This window comes from Azospirillum sp. Marseille-Q6669 (genome assembly GCF_965111635.1).
This window is the reverse complement of record NZ_CBCOOP010000001.1, coordinates 2,243,763-2,262,076: the sequence shown is the minus strand read 5'-3', so window position 1 is coordinate 2,262,076 and position 18,314 is coordinate 2,243,763. Positions and strand designations below refer to the sequence as shown.

At 71.2% G+C, this 18,314-nt stretch carries 23 protein-coding genes; 17 read left to right on the top strand and 6 right to left on the bottom strand.

Features of this window, described 5'->3' with window-relative positions; all coding sequences use genetic code 11:
• Nucleotides 1-191: 191 nt before the first annotated feature.
• Genes ACWPXE_RS10045 through ACWPXE_RS09980 form a run of 14 tightly spaced genes read left to right on the top strand, consistent with a single transcriptional unit; the run spans nt 192 to nt 12,430 of the window.
• Entirely contained in the window at nt 192-935 is a 744-nt protein-coding gene (locus tag ACWPXE_RS10045; protein WP_454017692.1) for a hypothetical protein, read from the top strand.
• Nucleotides 932-1,291: a hypothetical protein gene (locus tag ACWPXE_RS10040; protein ID WP_454017691.1), complete on the top strand. Its 360-nt coding sequence runs from the start codon at nt 932-934 to the stop codon at nt 1,289-1,291. Before ACWPXE_RS10045 ends, ACWPXE_RS10040 begins: the two co-directional genes overlap by 4 nt.
• Nucleotides 1,288-2,760 (top strand): type IV secretory system conjugative DNA transfer family protein, encoded by a 1,473-nt coding sequence (locus ACWPXE_RS10035; RefSeq protein WP_454017690.1) that lies wholly within the window; start codon nt 1,288-1,290, stop codon nt 2,758-2,760. The genes ACWPXE_RS10040 and ACWPXE_RS10035 overlap by 4 nt, the downstream gene beginning before the upstream one ends.
• Nucleotides 2,757-3,128: a hypothetical protein gene (locus tag ACWPXE_RS10030; RefSeq protein ID WP_454017689.1), complete on the top strand. Its 372-nt coding sequence runs from the start codon at nt 2,757-2,759 to the stop codon at nt 3,126-3,128. Before ACWPXE_RS10035 ends, ACWPXE_RS10030 begins: the two co-directional genes overlap by 4 nt.
• The gene (locus ACWPXE_RS10025) at nt 3,125-4,162 is read left to right on the top strand and encodes an ATPase, T2SS/T4P/T4SS family (RefSeq protein WP_454017688.1); all 1,038 of its coding nucleotides are present in this window, start codon (nt 3,125-3,127) and stop codon (nt 4,160-4,162) included. Before ACWPXE_RS10030 ends, ACWPXE_RS10025 begins: the two co-directional genes overlap by 4 nt.
• Nucleotides 4,146-4,436 carry a hypothetical protein gene (locus ACWPXE_RS10020; RefSeq protein ID WP_454017687.1) on the top strand — a complete coding sequence of 97 codons (291 nt, stop codon included), beginning with the start codon at nt 4,146-4,148 and terminating at the stop codon, nt 4,434-4,436. Before ACWPXE_RS10025 ends, ACWPXE_RS10020 begins: the two co-directional genes overlap by 17 nt.
• 3 nt (nt 4,437-4,439) lie before the next feature.
• Entirely contained in the window at nt 4,440-4,772 is a 333-nt protein-coding gene (locus ACWPXE_RS10015) for a hypothetical protein (RefSeq protein WP_454017686.1), read from the top strand.
• A gap of 3 nt (nt 4,773-4,775) precedes the next feature.
• Nucleotides 4,776-7,259 carry a conjugal transfer protein TrbE gene (locus ACWPXE_RS10010; RefSeq protein ID WP_454017685.1) on the top strand — a complete coding sequence of 828 codons (2,484 nt, stop codon included), beginning with the start codon at nt 4,776-4,778 and terminating at the stop codon, nt 7,257-7,259.
• A complete protein-coding gene (locus ACWPXE_RS10005; RefSeq protein ID WP_454017684.1) occupies nt 7,256-8,161 on the top strand; it encodes a hypothetical protein in 906 nt (301 codons plus the stop codon). The genes ACWPXE_RS10010 and ACWPXE_RS10005 overlap by 4 nt, the downstream gene beginning before the upstream one ends.
• A gap of 3 nt (nt 8,162-8,164) precedes the next feature.
• Nucleotides 8,165-8,359, top strand: a complete 195-nt coding sequence (locus ACWPXE_RS10000) for a hypothetical protein (protein ID WP_454017683.1) — start codon at nt 8,165-8,167, stop codon at nt 8,357-8,359.
• Nucleotides 8,360-8,365: 6 nt separating this feature from the next.
• Complete coding sequence (locus ACWPXE_RS09995; RefSeq protein ID WP_454017682.1) at nt 8,366-9,709, top strand: type IV secretion system protein; 1,344 nt, start codon at nt 8,366-8,368, stop codon at nt 9,707-9,709.
• Entirely contained in the window at nt 9,706-10,476 is a 771-nt protein-coding gene (locus ACWPXE_RS09990; protein ID WP_454017681.1) for a hypothetical protein, read from the top strand. Before ACWPXE_RS09995 ends, ACWPXE_RS09990 begins: the two co-directional genes overlap by 4 nt.
• Nucleotides 10,473-11,429: a TrbG/VirB9 family P-type conjugative transfer protein gene (locus ACWPXE_RS09985; protein WP_454017680.1), complete on the top strand. Its 957-nt coding sequence runs from the start codon at nt 10,473-10,475 to the stop codon at nt 11,427-11,429. The genes ACWPXE_RS09990 and ACWPXE_RS09985 overlap by 4 nt, the downstream gene beginning before the upstream one ends.
• Complete coding sequence (locus ACWPXE_RS09980) at nt 11,426-12,430, top strand: TrbI/VirB10 family protein (protein ID WP_454017679.1); 1,005 nt, start codon at nt 11,426-11,428, stop codon at nt 12,428-12,430. Before ACWPXE_RS09985 ends, ACWPXE_RS09980 begins: the two co-directional genes overlap by 4 nt.
• 102 nt (nt 12,431-12,532) lie before the next feature.
• Here ACWPXE_RS09980 and arsB read toward each other — a convergent pair whose 3' ends face one another.
• The 6 genes from arsB to ACWPXE_RS09950 form a co-directional block, all read right to left on the bottom strand.
• Nucleotides 12,533-13,555 carry an ACR3 family arsenite efflux transporter gene (gene arsB, locus ACWPXE_RS09975; RefSeq protein ID WP_454017924.1) on the bottom strand — a complete coding sequence of 341 codons (1,023 nt, stop codon included), beginning with the start codon at nt 13,553-13,555 and terminating at the stop codon, nt 12,533-12,535.
• 58 nt (nt 13,556-13,613) lie between these two features.
• The gene (gene arsC, locus ACWPXE_RS09970; RefSeq protein WP_454017678.1) at nt 13,614-14,039 is read right to left on the bottom strand and encodes an arsenate reductase (glutaredoxin); all 426 of its coding nucleotides are present in this window, start codon (nt 14,037-14,039) and stop codon (nt 13,614-13,616) included.
• Nucleotides 14,040-14,084: 45 nt separating this feature from the next.
• Nucleotides 14,085-14,513 (bottom strand): GNAT family N-acetyltransferase, encoded by a 429-nt coding sequence (locus ACWPXE_RS09965; RefSeq protein WP_454017677.1) that lies wholly within the window; start codon nt 14,511-14,513, stop codon nt 14,085-14,087.
• On the bottom strand, nt 14,510-15,052 hold the full coding sequence (locus tag ACWPXE_RS09960; protein ID WP_454017676.1) for an arsenate reductase ArsC: 543 nt from the start codon (nt 15,050-15,052) through the stop codon (nt 14,510-14,512). The genes ACWPXE_RS09965 and ACWPXE_RS09960 overlap by 4 nt, the downstream gene beginning before the upstream one ends.
• Before the next feature lie 78 nt (nt 15,053-15,130).
• Entirely contained in the window at nt 15,131-15,526 is a 396-nt protein-coding gene (locus tag ACWPXE_RS09955; protein WP_454017675.1) for an ArsR/SmtB family transcription factor, read from the bottom strand.
• 15 nt (nt 15,527-15,541) lie between these two features.
• Entirely contained in the window at nt 15,542-15,754 is a 213-nt protein-coding gene (locus ACWPXE_RS09950) for a hypothetical protein (RefSeq protein ID WP_454017674.1), read from the bottom strand.
• Here ACWPXE_RS09950 and ACWPXE_RS09945 point away from each other — a divergent pair.
• From ACWPXE_RS09945 to ACWPXE_RS09935, 3 genes are all read left to right on the top strand, one after another.
• Nucleotides 15,753-16,169 carry a PadR family transcriptional regulator gene (locus ACWPXE_RS09945; RefSeq protein ID WP_454017673.1) on the top strand — a complete coding sequence of 139 codons (417 nt, stop codon included), beginning with the start codon at nt 15,753-15,755 and terminating at the stop codon, nt 16,167-16,169. The genes ACWPXE_RS09950 and ACWPXE_RS09945 overlap by 2 nt on opposite strands.
• 65 nt (nt 16,170-16,234) lie before the next feature.
• Nucleotides 16,235-17,596, top strand: a complete 1,362-nt coding sequence (locus tag ACWPXE_RS09940) for an FAD-dependent oxidoreductase (RefSeq protein ID WP_454017672.1) — start codon at nt 16,235-16,237, stop codon at nt 17,594-17,596.
• Nucleotides 17,593-18,312, top strand: a complete 720-nt coding sequence (locus tag ACWPXE_RS09935) for an MFS transporter (protein ID WP_454017671.1) — start codon at nt 17,593-17,595, stop codon at nt 18,310-18,312. The genes ACWPXE_RS09940 and ACWPXE_RS09935 overlap by 4 nt, the downstream gene beginning before the upstream one ends.
• The last annotated feature ends 2 nt before the right edge of the window (nt 18,313-18,314 follow it).

The window sequence follows — 18,314 nt, the reverse complement described above, 5'->3', positions numbered from 1 at the left end:
AAAAGAGCGTCTACGCCATCGTTTCGTCTCGTTTAAAATCAGCACCTTGTCTGTATTCCAGAGTCTCCGGGGAATGCCGATGCATTCAAGGAGCCAGACCTCTTAACTCTTCCGGGATGTTGAGAAGGTTGGCGCAAAGGCCAACGATCACCGGGCCGGCACTGTGTCCGGCCGGCGTGAAGGGGAGAGGCATGGGACAGGGTCTCGGTCCGTTCAGTGGCATCCTTGATGACGACGGCTTCAAGGCCCGGATGACGGCGCTGGCCGACCGTGGCCGCCGCCTCGCCCGCGCCTACACCCGCCGCCCGATGCAGAAGGTCCGCGTCAAGGGCGCGCCGCCGCAGGCCGGCCCCCACGCCCGCCCGGTGATGGTCAAGGTGCTCTACCACGACCGTGCCCGCGGCGCCTACCCGAACACCGTCTCGGCGCTGGCCAACTACCTCGCCAAGGAGGGGCCGCTGTTCGACCGCGAGCGGCTGGGCATTGACACCACTGGGATCGTGGACGCCTGGTCGGCCGACCGCCGGGTGTTCCACCTGATCGTCAGCCCGAACGACGGCCACCGCATCGACGACATGGTGTCCTACGGCCGCGACGTCGCCGCCGCCTGGGAGCGCCGGGTCGGTCCGCTGGAGTGGGTGGCCTCGGTCGAGCGCAAACCCGACATGGCCCACCCGGAGGGCAACCAGCACCTGCACATCATGGTGCGCGGCGTCCAGAACGACCGTGACCTCCACCTTGACCCGGACGTTGTCTCGCGCTGGCTGCGCCATGACGCCGTCGAGGTGACCACCGACCGCCTCGGCTGCATGACCGAGCGCGAGCGCCGCGACTTCGAGCGTCAGCTTGTCGAGATGCAGCGGCTGCGCGAGCAGCAGCGCGGCCGCGAGACCGGGCGCGACGACCTCCACGACCTGGGAGGGCACGCGCTATGACCGCTCTCATCCGACGCATCGCCCCCCTGCTGCTGGTCTGGCTCGCCGCCGTCTTCGCCATCACCGAGTTGACCGGCTGGCTGTTCGTCTGGCCGGCTGTCTTCGGCGGGTGGCGCGTCGGTTCCATCGCCCTGTACGGACCCGGTCAATTCCTCGGCTGGCGCGGGCTGCTGGCCCCCGGCCACCGCTGGATCGTTGATGGCGCCGCCGCGGTGTCGGGCCTTTGCGCGCTGGCGCTGGCCGCCCGGGTCGTTCTCGACGTTCGAGGGGTCAGCCGTCCGACGTTTGGCGCCGGCCGCTGGGCCGACCGCGCCGCCGTGCGCCGCAGCGGCCTGCTGGGAGGGGGACGGCGATGACCGACCGCGCTTCCGTCATCCTCGGCGCCTACGGCCGCGACCTGCTGTGCGAGCGCACCATGCAGCCGGTGCTGGTGATCGGCCCGACCGGCTCGGGCAAGACCACCACCGCCGTGCACCCGACGCTGCTGGCGGCCTGGGACGAGAGCGCGGTGGTCTGGGACTTCAAGGGCTCGGTCACCGAGGACACCAGCCGCGCCCGCACCCGCTTCGGCGACGTCATCGTCCTCGATCTCGCCCGGTCCGGCGGCCCCCGCTACAACCCGCTGATGGCGGTGCGACCGGAACCGTACCTCGTCCCTGACTGCCAGCACGCCGCTCGCGTCCTCACCGAGGGCGAGCAGGAGGGGCATTGGCGCAACGCCGCCTTCTCCTACCTCACCGGCGTCTTCGTCTTCCTGTTGACCGCCGCGGCCGATTCCGAGAAGTCGCTGGCCGGCGCCCGCCGGCACATCCTGCTCGGCGACGGCGGGCTCACGCTGATGCTGGCCGAGGGCATCCACCCGACCGCCCAACGCGCCGCCCAGGAGCTGTGGGACAAGAGTCTGGCGCTGGCCGAGGAACGCGGCGAGGGCGAGGGGAAGGGACGCCCAGGCGGCGGCTCCGCCCCGCCCGACAAGAGCCTGCACTACCGCAAGTCGGTCTACGTCACCGCCTCGGTGCTGCTGGCCGAGTTCGAGGACTCCGTCCTGGAGGCACAGACCGCCGTCAGCGACTTCTCGATATCTGATCTTGTGGCCGGCGAGCGGCTGGTCACCCTTTACATCGTCGCCCGCCCGCTCGACGCCCGCCGCCTGCGCCGGGTCTTCAAGCTGATCCTGACGCAGATGGTCGATTTCCTCACCATCGACCGCGACTTGGCCGACGACGGCCGGGCGCGGCGCTGGCGGCTGCTGGTGGTGCTCGACGAGTTCCTCCAGTTCCACCTCCACGAGGCGGCGGAGTGGATCAAGTACGTCCGCGAGTATGGCATCCGCCTGCTCCTCCTGGCCCAGAGCCTGTGGGAGGTCGAGGAGGAGTACGGCCGCGGCCTCACCGCCAACTGCCGGCTGGTGGTCTTCCGCCCCAACTCGTCCGACGAGGCCGAACGGATCAGCCGCATGGTCGGCGAGGCCATCGAGGAGGTGCCGACCCGCTCGACCTCCAAGGGGCTGCTCGACCTCTTCCCCACCGTCAGCCGGGGCGTGCGGGTCGACCGCCGGCCGGTGCTGCCGATGCACGAGGCGCTGGAGATGGGCGGGGACGACCTGATCGTCTTCGGCTACGGCAAGCCGATCCGCGCCACCCGCCTGCACCCCTACGCCGATCCGCGCTGGCGCCCGCTCTACGGCCGCGCCACGGCGGCCTGGACTCCCAACCCCGACGCCAACCGCTGGTTCGGCGCCACCGGCCCGGCTGCCGAGGCCGGCGTGCCCGACACGCCGGCAGCTCCCCGGCGGCCCGGCAAACCCCCGAAGGTCTGGACATGACGGTCACCCCCGATCCCACCACCACCCGCCCGGTGTCCGCCCGCGTGCCGGTGCCGCTGGCCGACCAGATCGCCCTGGTCCAGGCCCGTCAGGGATTGCGCACGCTGAGCGACGCGGTGATCCACGTGCTCGACAAGGGGCTCGACGCCATCGCCAACGAGCGGGCGAAGACCGAGCGGCTGGAAGCCACCGTCGCCCGCATCGACGATTTGCTGATCACCGTGGTCGCCGTGCTCAACCTCGTGCACGACCTCGACCCGGCGGCGGTGGCCGAGACCAAGGCGGCCGTTCAGCAGCAGCTCGGCCACCCCCGGCGCACCGTGCCCAGCGTGCGTGACGGCTTCCACCCGAAGGAGGCCGGCGCATGACCGAGCCGGTGGTGATCGACGAGCCGGGGCGGCGGGAGATGCTGCTGCTGGCACTGCGCCGGCTGATGGACGGGCTGTTCGGCGACCTGCTGTCCCGTGAGGACGTCGCCAACGTCCTGGTGCTGCCGCCGCTGCGCGGGCAGGGCACCTGCCGGGTGCTGGTCAAGAACGGCCCCTCGCCGGAGTTCGTCCGCGAGGCCGACCCCGATCAGGTCCGCCGCTTCCTCGCCTACGTCGCCGGCTTCCAGCGCAAGGAGCTGCGCCGCGACCGCCCGACCCTCGACGTCACCCTGCCGGAGACCGGCGAGCGCATCCACGCCGACATCGAGCCGGTCACCACCGGCCCGGCCTGCTCGATCCGCAAGCCCTATCGTGGCCGCATCACCCTCGACGACTGGGTGGCTTCGGGGGCCGCGACAACACTCCAGGTGCGGCTGATCCGCCGCCTGATCGCGGAGCGCCGCACCGTGGTGATCGCCGGCGACGTCGACACCGGCAAGACCACGCTGCTGCGCGCCTGCCTGGAGGAACCGGCCTTTCGGGAGGGCCTGCCGGCGGTGCTCCAGGATCCCTACGAGTTCGAGCCACCATGCCCCTTTGCCTACGCCATGGTCGCCGACCCGTGGGCCGAGCCGCCGGTCACCCTGGAGACGCTGGTCGCCAACGCCCTGCGCGTGCCGATGACGCATCTGGTGCTCGGCGAGGTGCGCCGGGCCGAGGCGCGGCAGATGGTGGTCGGCTGGACCACCGGGCATCCGGGGCTGTGCACCGTGCACGCCGGCTCGGCCTGGGACGCGCTCGACCGCATCGCCCAGATGGTCGGCCTCGGTGGCGTCGCCATGGACGCCTTGCAGATGCGCTGGATCGCCAAGGCGGTCGATGCGGTGGTGCACCTTGCCCGCCGCCCCGACGGGCGCCGCTTCGTGAACGAGATCGTTCGGGTCGAGCGCTTCGACTCGGACCACGGCTTCGTCCTCCGTCCGCTGGGGGCGGGGGAGCTTGACGGTGGAGGTGACGATGCGACGCAACGTTAACGCGCACCGGGGATTGGCCCTGGCGCTGGTGCTGGCGTGGACGGCGATGCCGGCGCACGCCCAGGTGATCGCCAACCTGGGCGCCGAACTGCTGTCCTGGCAGGCGGTGTTCGACACCAACTTCGTGCCGATCGCCGTCACCGCCGGGCTGCTGCTGGCGCTGGTCGCGGCGATGTTCTCCCGCATCGCCGGGGTGGTGGTCTTCGTCTTCACCGTGGCCGGCGCCGCCGCCTATGGCGCGCGCGACGCCATCATCGCGCTGGCGGGGGGCTGAGCGATGGACGCCCCGCTGCCGCCGCCGTCCGTTCCCGACGGCTGGGAGAAGCCGGTGCGCCGCACCTCGGTGCGGCCGACCAAGATGCCGCTCGGCGTGCCGATGGAGCTGCTGGCCATTGCCGTCTGGCTGGCCGCCGAGTTGTGGCTGGCGCTCGGCGCCATTCCTCAGGCGGTGGCGGGGTTCCTGCTCGTCTTCCTGACGGCGCGCTATCTCACCCGCCGCGATCCCTGGTGGCTGGAGATCGTCCGCCAGGGCAGCTCGGCTTGGCTGCTGCGGGGGCTGCGCACCGGCGGCCGGTCTCTGTCCCTGTCCTCCTACCGCGCCCCGAGGTGAGGCATGCTCGACCTGACCGCCTTCGACGACGGTTTCGATTCCCTGTCCCGGCATCTGCCCTGGGACTGCTTCGTCTGGCCCGGCGTGGTGCTGCTGGAGGAGGACGGCGCCCTGATGGCCGTCGTCGAGTACGGCGGCCGCGACCAGGACGGCCAGGATCCGGCCGAGCGGATGCAGACGGCGCTGGCCGCCGGCAACGTCCTGTTCCCCTTCACCGGCGGCTGGACCTTCCATTTCGAGATGCAGCGGCGCGAGGCCGGCGGCTACCCGCGCTCCACCGGGGCGAACCCGGTGTCCGAATTGATCGACCAGGAGCGGCGTGACCGTCTCGACGACGCCGGCCGGCAGCTCCGCACCCGCACCTTCGTGGCGATCACGTACACGCCGTCGCGACTGACCACCCGCACGGTGGCCTCCTGGTTCACCCGCAACCCGCCTGAACGCGCCAAGCCGGACGTGATGCGCGACCACGTCGAGCCCTTCCGCCAACTGGTGCTCCAGTTCGCCAGCCTGCTCGGCCGCGCGGTCGGCTGGGCCAGGATGCTGGACGACGACGGGGTGCAGACCCTGCTGCACAACTGCGTCTCGCCGCTCTACCAGCGTCACGTCATCGCCCCCGACCTTCCCGGTTTCCCGATCAAGGCCAACCTCGTGGACGTCGGCTTCAAGCCCGGCTCGTTCCCGGCCTGGAGCAACGGTGGGACCGAATGGCCGGTCCGCCTGATCGGCATCGGCGGCTATCCCAAGGTCAGCCACCCCGGCCTGCTCAACCTTCTCGACAAGCTGCCGTTCGCGTTCCGCTGGTCGGTGCGCTTCGAGGCGATGGACCACGTCCAGGCGCGTGGCGTCTTCGCCGCCCTCTGGCGCAAGCACGACGACACCTCCTACGACTGGCGCTCGGTGCTGCTGCGCGCCGTCGGCGGCTACGCCGCGCTGCGCCACGACCCGGTCGGCGTCATGGAGGCGCTGGAGGCCGAGGCCGCCCGGCTGGAGGCCGAGCAGGCCGGCACCAGCTCGGGCTGGATGACGCCCACCGCCGTGCTGTGGGGCCGTTCGGTCGAGGAGGTGGAGGAGCGCCGCGACGAGCTGGTCAAGGCGCTGCGCACGCTGGGCTTCACCGTCATCGAGGAAACCTGGGGCGCCGAGCGGGCGTGGTACGGCACGCTGCCCGGCCATGTCCGCCCGAATCCCCGCAAGGTGCCGCTGACCCAGGTCCAGCTCGCCGACTTCCTCATCCTCTCCTCGGCCTGGGGCGGGCCGGAGCGCAACCCGCATCTTAAATGCGATCCCCTCATGCAGTTGGAGGCCGAGGGTGGCACGCCCCTGATGCTCGACATCCACCAGGGGCAGGACGGGGCGGCGCTGGTGATCGGCCCGCCGCGCACCGGCAAGTCCACCGTGCTCGCCTTCATGGGCCACCAGTTCCTCGCTCGGGTGCCGAATGGGCGCGTGGTGTGGATCGACGTCGATGCCACCGAGAGCACGTCGCTGGTGGCGACCTGGACGGCCGGCGGCGAATTCCTGTCCATGGGCTCCGGTGACGGGGCGCTGGGCGATCTCGCCTTGCAGCCGCTGGCCGACGTCGACACCCCCAACGGTTTCGCCTGGGGGCATGGCTTCGTCATGGACCTGCTGCGCCTCCAGGGGGTGCTGGCGCCGGGCAACCTCTCGGCGGCCGAGGCCGGCGACGCGGTGGACGCCGCCCTCCACCTGCTGGCCGTCTCGCCGCCGGCCGAACGCACGCTGTCGCACCTCGCCCATCTGGTGCAGGACAACACCGTCCGCATCGCGCTGGAGCCCTATTGCCGCGGCGGTCCCTACGGCGACCTCGTCGACGCCGCCGAGGACCGCTTCCTCGGCTCGGCCTGGACCACGGTGGACATCGGCGCGCTGATCGACCGCGGCCCCGGCGCCGCCCCGGTGATCAGGGCGCTGTTCCGCCGCTTCTACCGGCTGTTCGAGGACGGCCGGCCCACCCTGTTCCTGGTGGACGAGGCGTTCAAGGCGCTCAAGCACCAGCCGGCCGAACTGGACGAACTGCGCCGGCGCGGCCCGAAGAAGAACGTCGCCCTGGTGCTGGCTACCCACCAGCTCGACGACATCGAGGGCTCGGCCATCGCGGCGATGCTGAAGACCATCCAGGTCCTGGTGCTGCTCGCCGACCCCAACGCCGCCAAGCGTGCCATCCTGCGCGACTGGGGGCTGAACGCCACCCAGGCCGCTCAGGTCGCCCGCGCCATGCCGCGCCGCGACCTCTTCTTCAAGACCCCCGAGGGCAGCCGGCTCGGCCAGCTCACCCTCGATCCGGCGGCGCTCGCCGTCTGCGGCTGCGGCGGGGCGGCCCACAAGCGCCGGGCCTTCGAGCTGATGGTTGACGCCGGGCCGCAGCGCTTCGCCGCGGAATGGCTGCGCCGCAACGGCTTGGCCGAGGCCGCCGACTCTCTTGATGCCGTTTCCAGCCCATCCAATCCAGGAGCTTCCCCATGACTCGACGCATTCCAGCCTTGGTGGTCGCTGCTCTGTTGGCGTCAACCGCGATCTCCATTCCTCCATTGCCGGCCACGGCCCAGATGTTCGGCGGCGGTGGCGGGCTCGGTGGCCTGTTCGGCGGCAGCGGTGGCTGCGGCGGGGACAGCGAGGGGCTGTTCGGCCTCATCGTCTCGGCGGCGGTCGGCTATTTCACCGGCGGTGTCGGGGGTGCGGCGATGGGGGCCGGTTCCAGCCTCGCCGGCGGTGGCCAGGGGCAAAGTCAGGGCTGCCCGATCGTCGAGAGCGAGCCGCTGATGGTCGAGGGCATGGTCCAGCGCCAGGAGGTGGAGATCATCGCCCAGACCGCGCACATGCTGACCCAGATCGACAACATGATCCGCATGCGCCGGCTGGCCGACCTCGACACCCGCGTCGACGTCGCCGCCCGTCTCGGCGCCGCCCGCCGCACCGCCGGCTTGGTGGACCGGGTGCTGTGGAGTCTGGACGGGGTCGGGCGGCAATTCTCCGACCTCTACCCCGACGCCCTGCCGGAGGGGATGACCGCCGCGACGCTCGCCGGGCACCAAGCCGAACAGGCCCGGCTCGCCCGCGACGCCAGCCGGGCCAGCAAACTGGTTTCGGCCGACGTGATGACCGGCATCGAGGGCTACCCGGCGCGCGCCCAGGCGCTGATGACGGCGCTGAAGGATTGCGACGGTCAGACCTGCGCCATCGACGCCGGCACCCAGGCGACGCTGCTCAACGCCGAGGTCGCCGGCCAGCTCCTGATGATGCAAGCCGCCCACCACCGGGCGGCGGAGGCCCAGCTCGACTACGAGCAGGCCGCCGTCGAGCGCGCCCGCCAGCACACCCGCATCAACTGGCAGGGCCTCGACACTTACGGCGCACCGGGGAGCTGAATCATGACGACCCGTTCGATTCTGATCGCGCTGGCCGTGATGCTGCTGCTCAGCATCGCCGGCGCCGTGGCCCTGACCCTCTACGCCCGCTCCGACGACGGAGCGTCCGCCCTGGAGCGACTGGAGCGCAGCAACCCGGCCTGGGAGGGCATCGGCCGCTACCAGACGCCGGTGCCGGCCGATCCTGTGCGGGAGTGAGCGGCCATGGACGTCAGCGGCCTGTCGACCGCCCTGCACCAGCTCACCGCCGCCGTCATCACCGGCCTCGGCCTGCTCGGGCCGGACGTGCAGACGGCGCTGCGCCTGCTGATGATGCTGTCCTACACCCTGGCGCTGCTGCTCTGGCTGTTCGAGGGCAAGGCGGCGGTGCACGGCCCCTTCCTGCGCATGCTGCTGAAGTTCGCCGCCATTGGCGCCCTGGTCGAGTGGTTCCCCGCCGGTTCGGCCGCGCTGATGCAGGCCGCCGCCCAGCAGGGGCTCAACCTCGTGCCGGGTGGCGGCTTCGCCCTCGACGACCCCGGTTACATCGCCCACCTCGGCATCCAGGCGGTGATCCCGCTGATGCTGCGGGTCAAGGAGATGCTGGGGCCGGTCGATTTCTTCCTCAACTTCGTCGAGATCGTCATCTTCCTGCTCGCCGCGCTGGTGGTGATCGTCAGCTTCTGCATCCTGGCCATCCAGGTGTTCCTCGCCTTCCTGGAATACCGGCTGTTGTCGCTGGCCGCCTATCTCGCCATCCCCTTCGCCGTGCTCGGGCCGACCAGCTTCGTGGCCGAGCGCGCCATCGGCTACATCGCGGCCTCCGCGCTCAAGCTGCTGGTGCTCGGCTGCGTCATCGCCATGTGCAGCGCCACGCTGCTGGCGCTGACCTTTCAGGGAACGCCGACGCTGGCCCAGGCCTTCGGGGTGGCGGTGCTGGCCGCCGCCATCTTCGTGCTCGCCATCAAGGCGCCGCGCGCCGCCGCCGGCCTGGTCAACGGCGGTCCGGTGATGGACGGCGTGACGGCGCTGGCCGCGCTGTGGACCGCCGGCTGGCTCGGCATGCGCAGCATGGCCGGGGCGGCGGCTGCCACCTCCGGATCGCCCGGCAGCCTCGCCGGCGGCGCCTTGGCGGCGTGGGGCGGTCTGCGCCACATCGCGGGCGGCGCGACCGCGTCGGTCGGCAGCACCGGTGGAGCCGGTGGTGGCGCGGGCGCCGGCCGGGGGGGGGGGGGCGGGCCCGGCGGGGGGGCCGCCGGCGCCGGGGCGGGGCGCCGCTCCCCGGCGGGCCGCTTCGGGGGCTCCCAGGCATGGGCCCCGGGGGGCAGTGGTTGGGACAAGCCGATGACCGACGCCCAGCGCGGCGAACTCGACCGCCTCGCCGCCGGCCGCCCCGTCGATCCGACCCTCACCCGCGGGCAGGCCAGCCGGCTCATCGAGCGCTGGGGCGGCGAGGACTCGTGGTTGCGCCGCACCGCCTCCACCGCCACCGAACGGCCGCAGGAGCCGCCGGGCCAGACGCCCGGAACGGATCGCCGCGCCGACGACAAGGAGACCGACCCGTCATGAAGGAGCGTGTCGTCAACGTCTACGATCCGCCGCCGGCGGCCGTGCCCGACAGCGCCAAGTACCTCGCCGCCATGACCTACCGCGCCAGCCGCGAGGCCAAGGCGCTGCGGCTGAAGCGCTGGACCTTCGCCCTGGCGGCACTTGGCCTGTCCTGGGGCTCGCTGATGACCTGGGACAACCTGCGCATCGCCGGCCAGCTGGTGGAGATCGCCAAGTACAAGCCGGTCTACCGGGTGGAGCAGGCGATGGACGGCCACCAGCGCCTCGTGCTGCTGGACAACACCATCACCGTGACCAAGGGCGCCCGGCTCAACGCCGTCCAGTGGTTCATCCGCTGGCAGCGCCAGATCGGCACCGACCCGGTGATGCTGGCCAGGGACCGCGCCGCCGCCCGCGCCCGGTTGACCGGCGGGGCCGAGCGCAAATGGGACGCCCTGCTGGCGGCCGACCTCGCCCCGGCCGAGGGCTGGACCCGCGACGTCGCCGACGTTCGCGTCCAGGAGCGCGAGGCCGACCCCAGGACCGGCACCTCCGCCTTCTACGTCGTGTGGACCGAGACGGTGTACCGGGACTTCAAGCCGCGCTCGAAGGCGCTGATGAGCGCCGCCGTGGTCACCGTCGATGGTCCCTCGCGCGACGGCGCGCTCGACGGTGTCTCGATCTCCGGCTTCTCCGAGCCCAGCGGCACGCCGCTGAAGGCCGAGACCAAGGAGCCGGCCAAAGCCCACCCCGTTCCCCCATCCGAAACGATGGAGCCCCAGCCATGAGACTTCCGGTTTCCCTGCTGGCGCTGCCGCTGCTGGCCGCTTGCGCCACCGAGTCGCCTTCGGCGCCAGCCGCCGGTCCCGTCCCCCCGCAGCGCCCCTACACCCTGGCCGACCTGCACATCCCGCTGACCGCGATGGAGCGGGAGCCGAAGGAGAAGGCCGGAGCGCGGCCATCGCGGGCACAGACCCGCAGTTGGGTCGGGCAGGCCAACGAGGCCGCCCTCGACCTGCCGAACCTCACCTGCTTCAAGGGCAAGAGCTGCGAATACTGGTACCAGCCCGACCTGCAATACCTCGTCTATATGGCCGAGGGGAACCAGACGCTGGTCTGCCTGAAGCCTGGAGAGGTGGTGCGCGACATCGTGGCGCCCGGCGCCCAGGTGTGGATCCCGCACCAGCCCTACAGCTTCGGCAAGGGCGCCCGGCGCACCGAATGCATCGCCTTCATGCCGCGCCGGGCCGGCCTCAACCAGCAGATCTCCGTCTTCACCAGCGAGCGGAAATACGACCTCAACGTCGAGACCCACCGCCGTGTCCACCACGTCGAGGTGCGCTGGCGCTACCCCGAGGACTACCTCGCCACCCTGAACGGGCAAACCGGGGCTGTTTCAGGCACGGCCGGCGACCGGCGCGACCGCACCACCGAGCTGGCCACCCGGGACCGGCGCTGCACCTACACGCTGGACGGCGACACGCCGGAGTGGCGGCCGGTGCCGACCCCCGATGGCCAGCCGCCGGTGTGCGACGACGGCGAGGTGACGATCATCAACTTCACCCCCGGCGCGCTCGGCGCCTACGGGGCGCCGATCCTCTGGCGCATCGGCGCCGACGGCACCCGCATCCCCATCCAGTACGGCCGGATGAACGCCACCTACCGCGTCGCCGGCATCCACGACCACCTGCTGCTGGCGATCGGCGCGCAGGAGGTGCACATCCGGAGGATCCGCCCGTGACCGCGACCAACGACACGCCGCCGCCGCTGCCGCCCGACCCGCTCGCCCGCCACCGGGTGATTACTTCCGGTCCGCACGTCGTCCGCATCCTGCTGGTGGCGGCCGTCGTGATCGGCCTGGGGCTGATCGCCTACATGCTGGGCCGCAGCCAGGGGGCCGGGGGCCTGCCGAAACTGTCCACCGCCCTCGGCCCCACCCAACCGGAGCCACGGCTGCCCAGCTACGAGGACATGGCGCCCAAACCGGCCCCACCACCGGCGCCCCGCATCGAAAAGAAGGAACCGTCGCCTCCGCCGGCACGGTCGCAGGCCAAGGCGCCCCCAAAGGAGGACGAGCTGCGCAAGAAGGCGATGGAGGCCGGCGTTGGCGGCTGGAGCAGCAAGGAAGAGGACAAGGGTACTGTGCTCGCGGCCCAGGCCGGAACGTCGGACTTCGCCGCCGCCGGGTCCGACTGCCTCGTGCCACCGGGCACGCCGATCCCCCTGCTGACGGTGAACCGGGTGGTGACCGAGCGCGGCGGCATCGTCACCGCGCGGGTAACGCAGGACGTCTGGGACGCCGGCTTCTCCTGCCTGGCGGTGCCCGCCGGCTCGGTGGTGACGCTGGACGTGGGCAGCGGCGTCAGCAAGGGGCAGAAGCGCATCGAGGTGGCCAACCCGGTGATCACCCGGCCCTGGCCGCGCAACGACACGGTGCGTGTCGCCGCCATCGGAGCGGACATCACCGGTGCGGCGGGGCTGGCCGGGTCGGTGCAGGTGCCGTGGCTCCAGACCGGGCTGCTGATCGCCGCCAGCACCGCGGTGGACGTCGCGGCCGCAGCGCTGACCGGGGGCGGCAGCCTGATCGGTGGCATCCTCGGGCACAGCATCGATCGCCCCCTCGACAAGGCGGCCAAGGACCTGCTCGACCGGGTGCCCGTCATCACGCTCGACGCCGGGGAGCCCGTGCTGCTGCTGTTGCGCGGTGGGCTGCGGGCCGACGATTTCGGCCGTGACGACTGACCTTGGCGCAATCCGCACGACCGGGTGTCGGCCCAGCCCGGTCGTTGTTGTCGCCCTGCTTCCGTGAATTCAAGGCCAGCGTCAAGGTGGTGAAGGGATCGTTCAGCGGGCCTCGTACCAGCCACGGGTCGCGGTGACGATCCTGACCACGGACAGCATCACCGGCACCTCCACCAGCACGCCGACGACGGTGGCCAGGGCCGCGCCCGAGTGCAGGCCGAACAGGCTGATCGCGGCCGCCACCGCCAGCTCGAAGAAGTTCGAGGCACCGATCAGCGCCGCCGGCGCCGCCACGCACCACGCAACCCCGAAGCGGCGCGCCAGCCAGTAAGCCAGCCCGGCGTTCAGGTAGACCTGGATCAGGATCGGCACGGCCAGGAGCAGGATGACCAGGGGCTGGGCCAGCACCTGTTCGCCCTGGAAGCCGAACAGCAGCACCAGCGTGGCGAGCAGCGCCACCAGGGACACCGGATGAAGGCGGTCGAGCACCCGCTTCAGCGCCGTCTCGCCGCCGCCGGCCAGCAGGCTGCGCCGCCACGTCTGGGCCGCGATGACCGGGACGACGATGTAGAGCACCACCGACAGCAGGAGGGTGTTCCAGGGCACGGTGATCGACGCCACGCCCAGCAGCAGCCCGACGATCGGTGCGAAGGCGACCACCATGATCAGGTCGTTCAGGGCAACCTGGCTCAGCGTGTAGTGCGGCTCGCCGCCGCACAGGTTCGACCAGACGAACACCATTGCCGTGCAGGGGGCGGCGGCCAGCAGGATCAGCCCGGCGATGTAGCTGTCGATCTGGTCGGCGGGCAGCAGGCCGCGGAACAGGGTGGCGACGAACAGCCACCCCAGCAGCGCCATGGAGAACGGCTTGACCGCCCAGTTGATGAACAGCGTGACGCCGATGCCCCGCCAGTGTTCACGGACCTGCCCGAGGGCGCCGAAATCGATCTTCAGCAGCATCGGCACGATCATCAGCCAGATCAGCACCGCCACCGGCAGGTTGACCTGGGCGATCTCGGTGGCGGCGACGATGGAAAAGGCACCGGGCAGCGCGTGCCCCAGCGCGATCCCGGCGACGATGCACAGCGCCACCCAGACGCTCAGGTAACGTTCGAAGGTCCCCATCGTGGGGCGGGCCGCCGGAGCGGCGTGGACGTCGGCTGTCATGTCGGTGTGTCCCGGTTCAAAGGATGCGGCGTCCGGCCTCGTCCACGACGCGCTCCCCATCCTCCTTGGTGAAGGCGCCGCGCTGCGGGTCGGGGAGGATGTCGAGCACGGCCTCGGACGGGCGGCACAGGCGGACGCCGAGCGGCGTCTCGACGATGGGCCGGTTGATCAGGATCGGGTGGGCCATCATCGCGTCGAGCAGTTGATCGTCGCTCAGCGACGGATCATCCAGGCCAAGCTCGGCATAGGGCGTGCCCTTCTGGCGCAGCACGTCGCGCACCGGCACGCCCATGCGGCGGATGAGGTCGGCCAGCCGCCCACGGTCGGGCGGCGTCTTCAGATACTCGACCACAGCCGGTTCGACGCCGGAGTTGCGGATCAGCGCCAGCGTGTTGCGCGACGTTCCGCACGCCGGGTTGTGGTGGATGGTGATGTCCGTCATCGGGGCCTGGCCGCCGTTTCGGTGGGTTGATCGGGAGGGGCGAGGTCACGGCGCATGCACACGGCGCTGGCCGGGCACAGGCGTGCAAACTGGGCGCTGGCGGCGATGCCCGGCGGCGCGGACGCGCGATCCGCGCGCTCGAAGCCCAAGGCGTTCGAAGAAGCCGGCGGCGCCGGTGGTCAGCAGCCACAGCCGCTCGACGCCCAGCCGGCGCGCCTCGTCGCTCAACGCCGCGACCACGGCCTTGCCGGCTACGCTCCGGCGTCGGGCGGGCGGGACGACGACGGAGCGCAGCAGCCCGTCGGGGCCGTCGGCCTCCAGCCCGCCGTAGCCGAGCAGATCGTCTCCGTCCGCGACTCGCCAGAAACGCCGTCCCGGCGCAGCCAGATCGTCGATGGGAAGACCGTTCGCGGCCAGCAGTTCGGCCAGCGTCGGCACATCGCCGTCGGTCAGGGGGATGGTCGTCGGCGTCATGCCGGGGTGCCGCCCGTGTTCACGGCCGTGGCATCGTCGCCGGTGTCCCGCGCCATGTCGTCCAGCGTCCGCTTGAGGGAGAGCCGGTCGAGCGAGGCGATGGGCAGGCTGGCGAACGCCTGGATGCGGCGCTGAATCTGGCGGAACACCTCGGCGGTGAAGGCCGCCTTCTCGGCGTCCGTTCCCTGGGCGCCGGACGGGTCGGGGAACCCCCAGTGCGCCGTGACCGGCTGGCCGGGCCACACCGGGCAGACCTCGCCCGCGGCCTGGTCACAGACCGTGAACACGAAATCCATGTACGGGGCGGCGGCAGCGGCGAATTCGTCCCAGGACTTGGACCGCAGAGGCGTGGTCGGGAATCCCAACCGTTGCAGCAGATCGCGAACGTGAGGGTTGATGCCTCCCGAAGGATGGCTTCCTGCACTGAAGGCGCGGAAGCGGCCCTTGCCCTCGCGGTTCAGGATGCATTCCGCCATCACGCTGCGCGCGCTGTTGTGGGTGCATAGGAACAGCACGTTGTACACGCGGCTCTCGACCATGGGCCTCTCCGTGGGCTTGGCGACGGTGTGGCACGGTGAAGGGCCGGCGCCGTTCACCCCGCCGGGATCAGGATCGGGTCAGCAATCGCGGCATGGCGCCACCGCCCCATCACAGGCATCGTCCTGGCATCCGGCGTTGGCCGCAGCCGGGAGCGGCGCGCAGATCGGTGTGCAGGAGGCCGCGTTGACCGGGCGGCCACAGCAGTTTTCCGACAGGAAGCCGAGAAGGCCGTTCATGCGCTCAAAGTCGGCCGAATAGATCAGCGACCGGCTCTCGCGCCGCTGCACGATCAGCCCGGCGTGGCTGAGGTTGGACAGGTGGAAGGACAGGGTGGCCGGAGCGACGCCGAGCGCTTCGGCGATGGCGCCGGCCGACCGGCCGGCGGGGCCGGCCTCGACCAGCAGGCGGAAGATGTCCAGCCGCGTTTCCTGCGACAGGGCCGTCAACGCGGCCAGAGCGCTCTTCTTCTCCATGAAGGCCACCCGTCCTCAGAGCCGTTGTGCCCCGGCCTCGTCAGGTGTGGCCGCGGTTGGATTTGATGCTTCGATAATCGTCAAAATGACCGCCGCCTGATGGCTCGTCAATGATATTTTTGGAATCGTCGAAATATGAAGGCGCCGCTTGTCTTCCCGGCGACCCGTGCGGGCTGCATGAACTTTTCCCCTTGATGCATCGATCATCAAGGTATAGAGGGGAGGCATGAGCCCACCCACCGCCCGCCCTCGCCCCGTTTCCAAGCCGGCCCCCGACCTGACCAGCCGGGCCTATTGGAACGGCACGATCAAGATGAGCCTGTCGAAGTTCTTCATCCTCAGCGTCCTGCACCAGCGGCCGATGCACGGCTACGACATCGCCCGCGCCGTCGAGCGGACCACCAACGGCTGCTGCTCGCCGACGGAAGGCACCATCTACCCGGCCCTGCGGGACTTCGAGGAGGGCGGCTACGTCACCTCGGAGGCCGAGGTGGTGTCCGGGCGCGAACGCAAGGTCTACACCCTCACCGAGCGGGGACGGGAGGCGTTCCGGGTGGCGGTCGCGTCCTGGATGGAGATCACCCAGGTTCTGCTCGACAGCGGCCGCGACGTTGCGGGCAAGCCGGGGGCCTGCTGCCCCTGATTTTTTTTGGCCTTATACATCGCCCTTCGAGGCATCGACAACCAAGGCATAGGGAGAAACCAGCGATGTCATGTGCGTCCAATCTTTCCCATCCCGTCGCCGTCATCGGCGCCGGACCCGTCGGTCTCGCGGCCGCCGCGCACGCCGTGCTGCGGGGGCTGACCCCCATCCTGTTCGAGCGGGGAACGGCGGTTGGCGCTTCGCTGCGGGATTGGGCGCACGTCCGCGTCTTCACCCCCTGGAGCCTGAACATCGACCATGCCGCCCGGACCCTGCTGGAGGACACCGGCTGGGCCGCCCCCGACGACGCGGCGGTGCCGACCGGCGGGGAGATCGTGCGCGACTACCTGGAGCCGCTGGCGGCCCATCCGCGTCTCGCGCCGCACCTCCGGCTCGGCGCCGAGGTGCTGGCCGTCACCCGCAGGGGCACCGACAAGCTGACGACCTCCGGCCGGGCCGACGCGCCGTTCGTCGTGAGCTGGCGTGACGGCGACGGCACCGAGCGCCGGACCCCGGCGCAGGCGGTGCTCGACGCGTCCGGCACATGGTTCACGCCGAACCCGATGGGCGCGGATGGTCTGGCGGTCCCCGGCGAACGCGCCGCGGCCGACCGGATTGCCTATGGCATTCCGGACGCACTGGGGGCTGCCCGCGCCTCCTACGCCGGCGTCACGACGATGGTGGTCGGGTCCGGGCATTCGGCGATGAACGTCGTCCTCGATCTGCTCACGCTCCGGGAACAGGCGCCGGGCACCCGCATTCTGTGGGCGCTGCGCCGGAACCGTCTGGCAAGGCTTCTCGGCGGGGGACTCAACGACCAACTGCCGGCGCGCGGGGCGCTGGGCATCGCCGCCACCCGCGCCATCGAGGACGGGCGGCTGGAGTTGCTGAGCCCCTACGCGGCGGAACGGGTGGAGCGTGCCGCGGACGGCCTGCGCATCACCGGCCTCCTCGGCGATCAGCCGCACGAGGCACGGGTGCAGCGCGTGGTCGTCGCCACCGGCCTGCGCCCGGACCTGTCGATCCTGCGCGAGCTGCGCGTGGACCTGGACCCGCTGATGGAAGCGCCGCCGAAGCTGGCGCCGCTGATCGACCCGAACCTGCATTCCTGCGGCACCGTGCCGCCGCACGGCGTGGAGGAGCTGACGCATCCCGAACCCGGCTTCTACGTCGTCGGCGGCAAGAGCTATGGCCGTGCGCCGACCTTCCTGATGGTCACCGGCTATGAGCAGGTCCGTTCGGTGGTGGCGGAGATCGCCGGAGACCATGCGGCGGCGCGCGACGTCCATCTGGTGCTGCCGGAAACCGGCGTGTGCAGCAGCGACCCCGTGTTCGGAGACGAGCGGGAGACCGCGGACCGTTGCTGCGGTGTTCCGGCGCCGGCCGAGACGTCGGCACCCGCCGGCTGCTGCGCGGGGAGCGCGTGACCGACACCGTTGCCGACGCGGCGCCGCCCCCCGGGCGGCACCGCGGCCGGCGGGCGTTCATCGCCGCGCTTGGCATCGGCCAGATCGTTTCCTGGGGGTCGCTCTATTATAGCTTCCCGCTGCTGGCCGGGCCGATGGCGCAGGAGTTCGGCCTGACCAAGCCCGAGGTCTATGGAGCGGCGACGGTGGGGCTGGCCGCGGCCAGCCTCGCCGCCTATCCGGTCGGGGCGGCCATCGACCGCGGCCACGGACGCCTGGTGATGACGCTCGGCTCCGCCCTGGCCGCCCTTCTCCTGTTCGCATGGTCGCTGCTGCCCGCGGGGTGGGTGCTCTATCCCGTGTTCGTTGGAATCGGGCTGGCCCAGGCAATGACGCTGTACGAACCGGCTTTCGCGGTCGTCGCCCGGCGCTACGGGCCGGAGGCCCGGTCGGGCATCACGGCGCTGACGCTGTGGGGCGGGTTCGCCAGCACCGTCTTCGTGCCGTTCATCCAACTGTTGCTGGACGGCGTCGGCTGGCGTCAGACGCTGCTGGTGCTGGCGGCCGTCAACGTGGTGTTGGGGGTGGCGGATCACATCGTCGCCATGGAGAGCGGGCGGGTGCTGGCCGCCGGCCCCTTGGCCGAGACGCTCACCCGGCTCGACCTGCCCATCCGACTCGGCGAAGATGCCGGTGCTGTGCTCGACGCCGTGGTGGGGGCCATCGACGAAACGTGACA

What these genes read in the sequence shown, in the direction of transcription:
- ACWPXE_RS10045 (WP_454017692.1), top strand. Translation starts at nt 192, where the DNA reads ATGGGACAGGGTCTCGGTCCGTTCAGTGGCATCCTTGATGACGACGGC.
- ACWPXE_RS10040 (WP_454017691.1), top strand. Translation starts at nt 932, where the DNA reads ATGACCGCTCTCATCCGACGCATCGCCCCCCTGCTGCTGGTCTGGCTC.
- ACWPXE_RS10035 (WP_454017690.1), top strand. Translation starts at nt 1,288, where the DNA reads ATGACCGACCGCGCTTCCGTCATCCTCGGCGCCTACGGCCGCGACCTG.
- ACWPXE_RS10030 (WP_454017689.1), top strand. Translation starts at nt 2,757, where the DNA reads ATGACGGTCACCCCCGATCCCACCACCACCCGCCCGGTGTCCGCCCGC.
- ACWPXE_RS10025 (WP_454017688.1), top strand. Translation starts at nt 3,125, where the DNA reads ATGACCGAGCCGGTGGTGATCGACGAGCCGGGGCGGCGGGAGATGCTG.
- ACWPXE_RS10020 (WP_454017687.1), top strand. Translation starts at nt 4,146, where the DNA reads ATGCGACGCAACGTTAACGCGCACCGGGGATTGGCCCTGGCGCTGGTG.
- ACWPXE_RS10015 (WP_454017686.1), top strand. Translation starts at nt 4,440, where the DNA reads ATGGACGCCCCGCTGCCGCCGCCGTCCGTTCCCGACGGCTGGGAGAAG.
- ACWPXE_RS10010 (WP_454017685.1), top strand. Translation starts at nt 4,776, where the DNA reads ATGCTCGACCTGACCGCCTTCGACGACGGTTTCGATTCCCTGTCCCGG.
- ACWPXE_RS10005 (WP_454017684.1), top strand. Translation starts at nt 7,256, where the DNA reads ATGACTCGACGCATTCCAGCCTTGGTGGTCGCTGCTCTGTTGGCGTCA.
- ACWPXE_RS10000 (WP_454017683.1), top strand. Translation starts at nt 8,165, where the DNA reads ATGACGACCCGTTCGATTCTGATCGCGCTGGCCGTGATGCTGCTGCTC.
- ACWPXE_RS09995 (WP_454017682.1), top strand. Translation starts at nt 8,366, where the DNA reads ATGGACGTCAGCGGCCTGTCGACCGCCCTGCACCAGCTCACCGCCGCC.
- ACWPXE_RS09990 (WP_454017681.1), top strand. Translation starts at nt 9,706, where the DNA reads ATGAAGGAGCGTGTCGTCAACGTCTACGATCCGCCGCCGGCGGCCGTG.
- ACWPXE_RS09985 (WP_454017680.1), top strand. Translation starts at nt 10,473, where the DNA reads ATGAGACTTCCGGTTTCCCTGCTGGCGCTGCCGCTGCTGGCCGCTTGC.
- arsB (WP_454017924.1), bottom strand. Translation starts at nt 13,555, where the DNA reads ATGGGGACCTTCGAACGTTACCTGAGCGTCTGGGTGGCGCTGTGCATC.
- arsC (WP_454017678.1), bottom strand. Translation starts at nt 14,039, where the DNA reads ATGACGGACATCACCATCCACCACAACCCGGCGTGCGGAACGTCGCGC.
- ACWPXE_RS09965 (WP_454017677.1), bottom strand. Translation starts at nt 14,513, where the DNA reads ATGACGCCGACGACCATCCCCCTGACCGACGGCGATGTGCCGACGCTG.
- ACWPXE_RS09960 (WP_454017676.1), bottom strand. Translation starts at nt 15,052, where the DNA reads ATGGTCGAGAGCCGCGTGTACAACGTGCTGTTCCTATGCACCCACAAC.
- ACWPXE_RS09955 (WP_454017675.1), bottom strand. Translation starts at nt 15,526, where the DNA reads ATGGAGAAGAAGAGCGCTCTGGCCGCGTTGACGGCCCTGTCGCAGGAA.
- ACWPXE_RS09945 (WP_454017673.1), top strand. Translation starts at nt 15,753, where the DNA reads ATGAGCCCACCCACCGCCCGCCCTCGCCCCGTTTCCAAGCCGGCCCCC.
- ACWPXE_RS09950 (WP_454017674.1), bottom strand. Translation starts at nt 15,754, where the DNA reads ATGCCTCCCCTCTATACCTTGATGATCGATGCATCAAGGGGAAAAGTT.
- ACWPXE_RS09940 (WP_454017672.1), top strand. Translation starts at nt 16,235, where the DNA reads ATGTCATGTGCGTCCAATCTTTCCCATCCCGTCGCCGTCATCGGCGCC.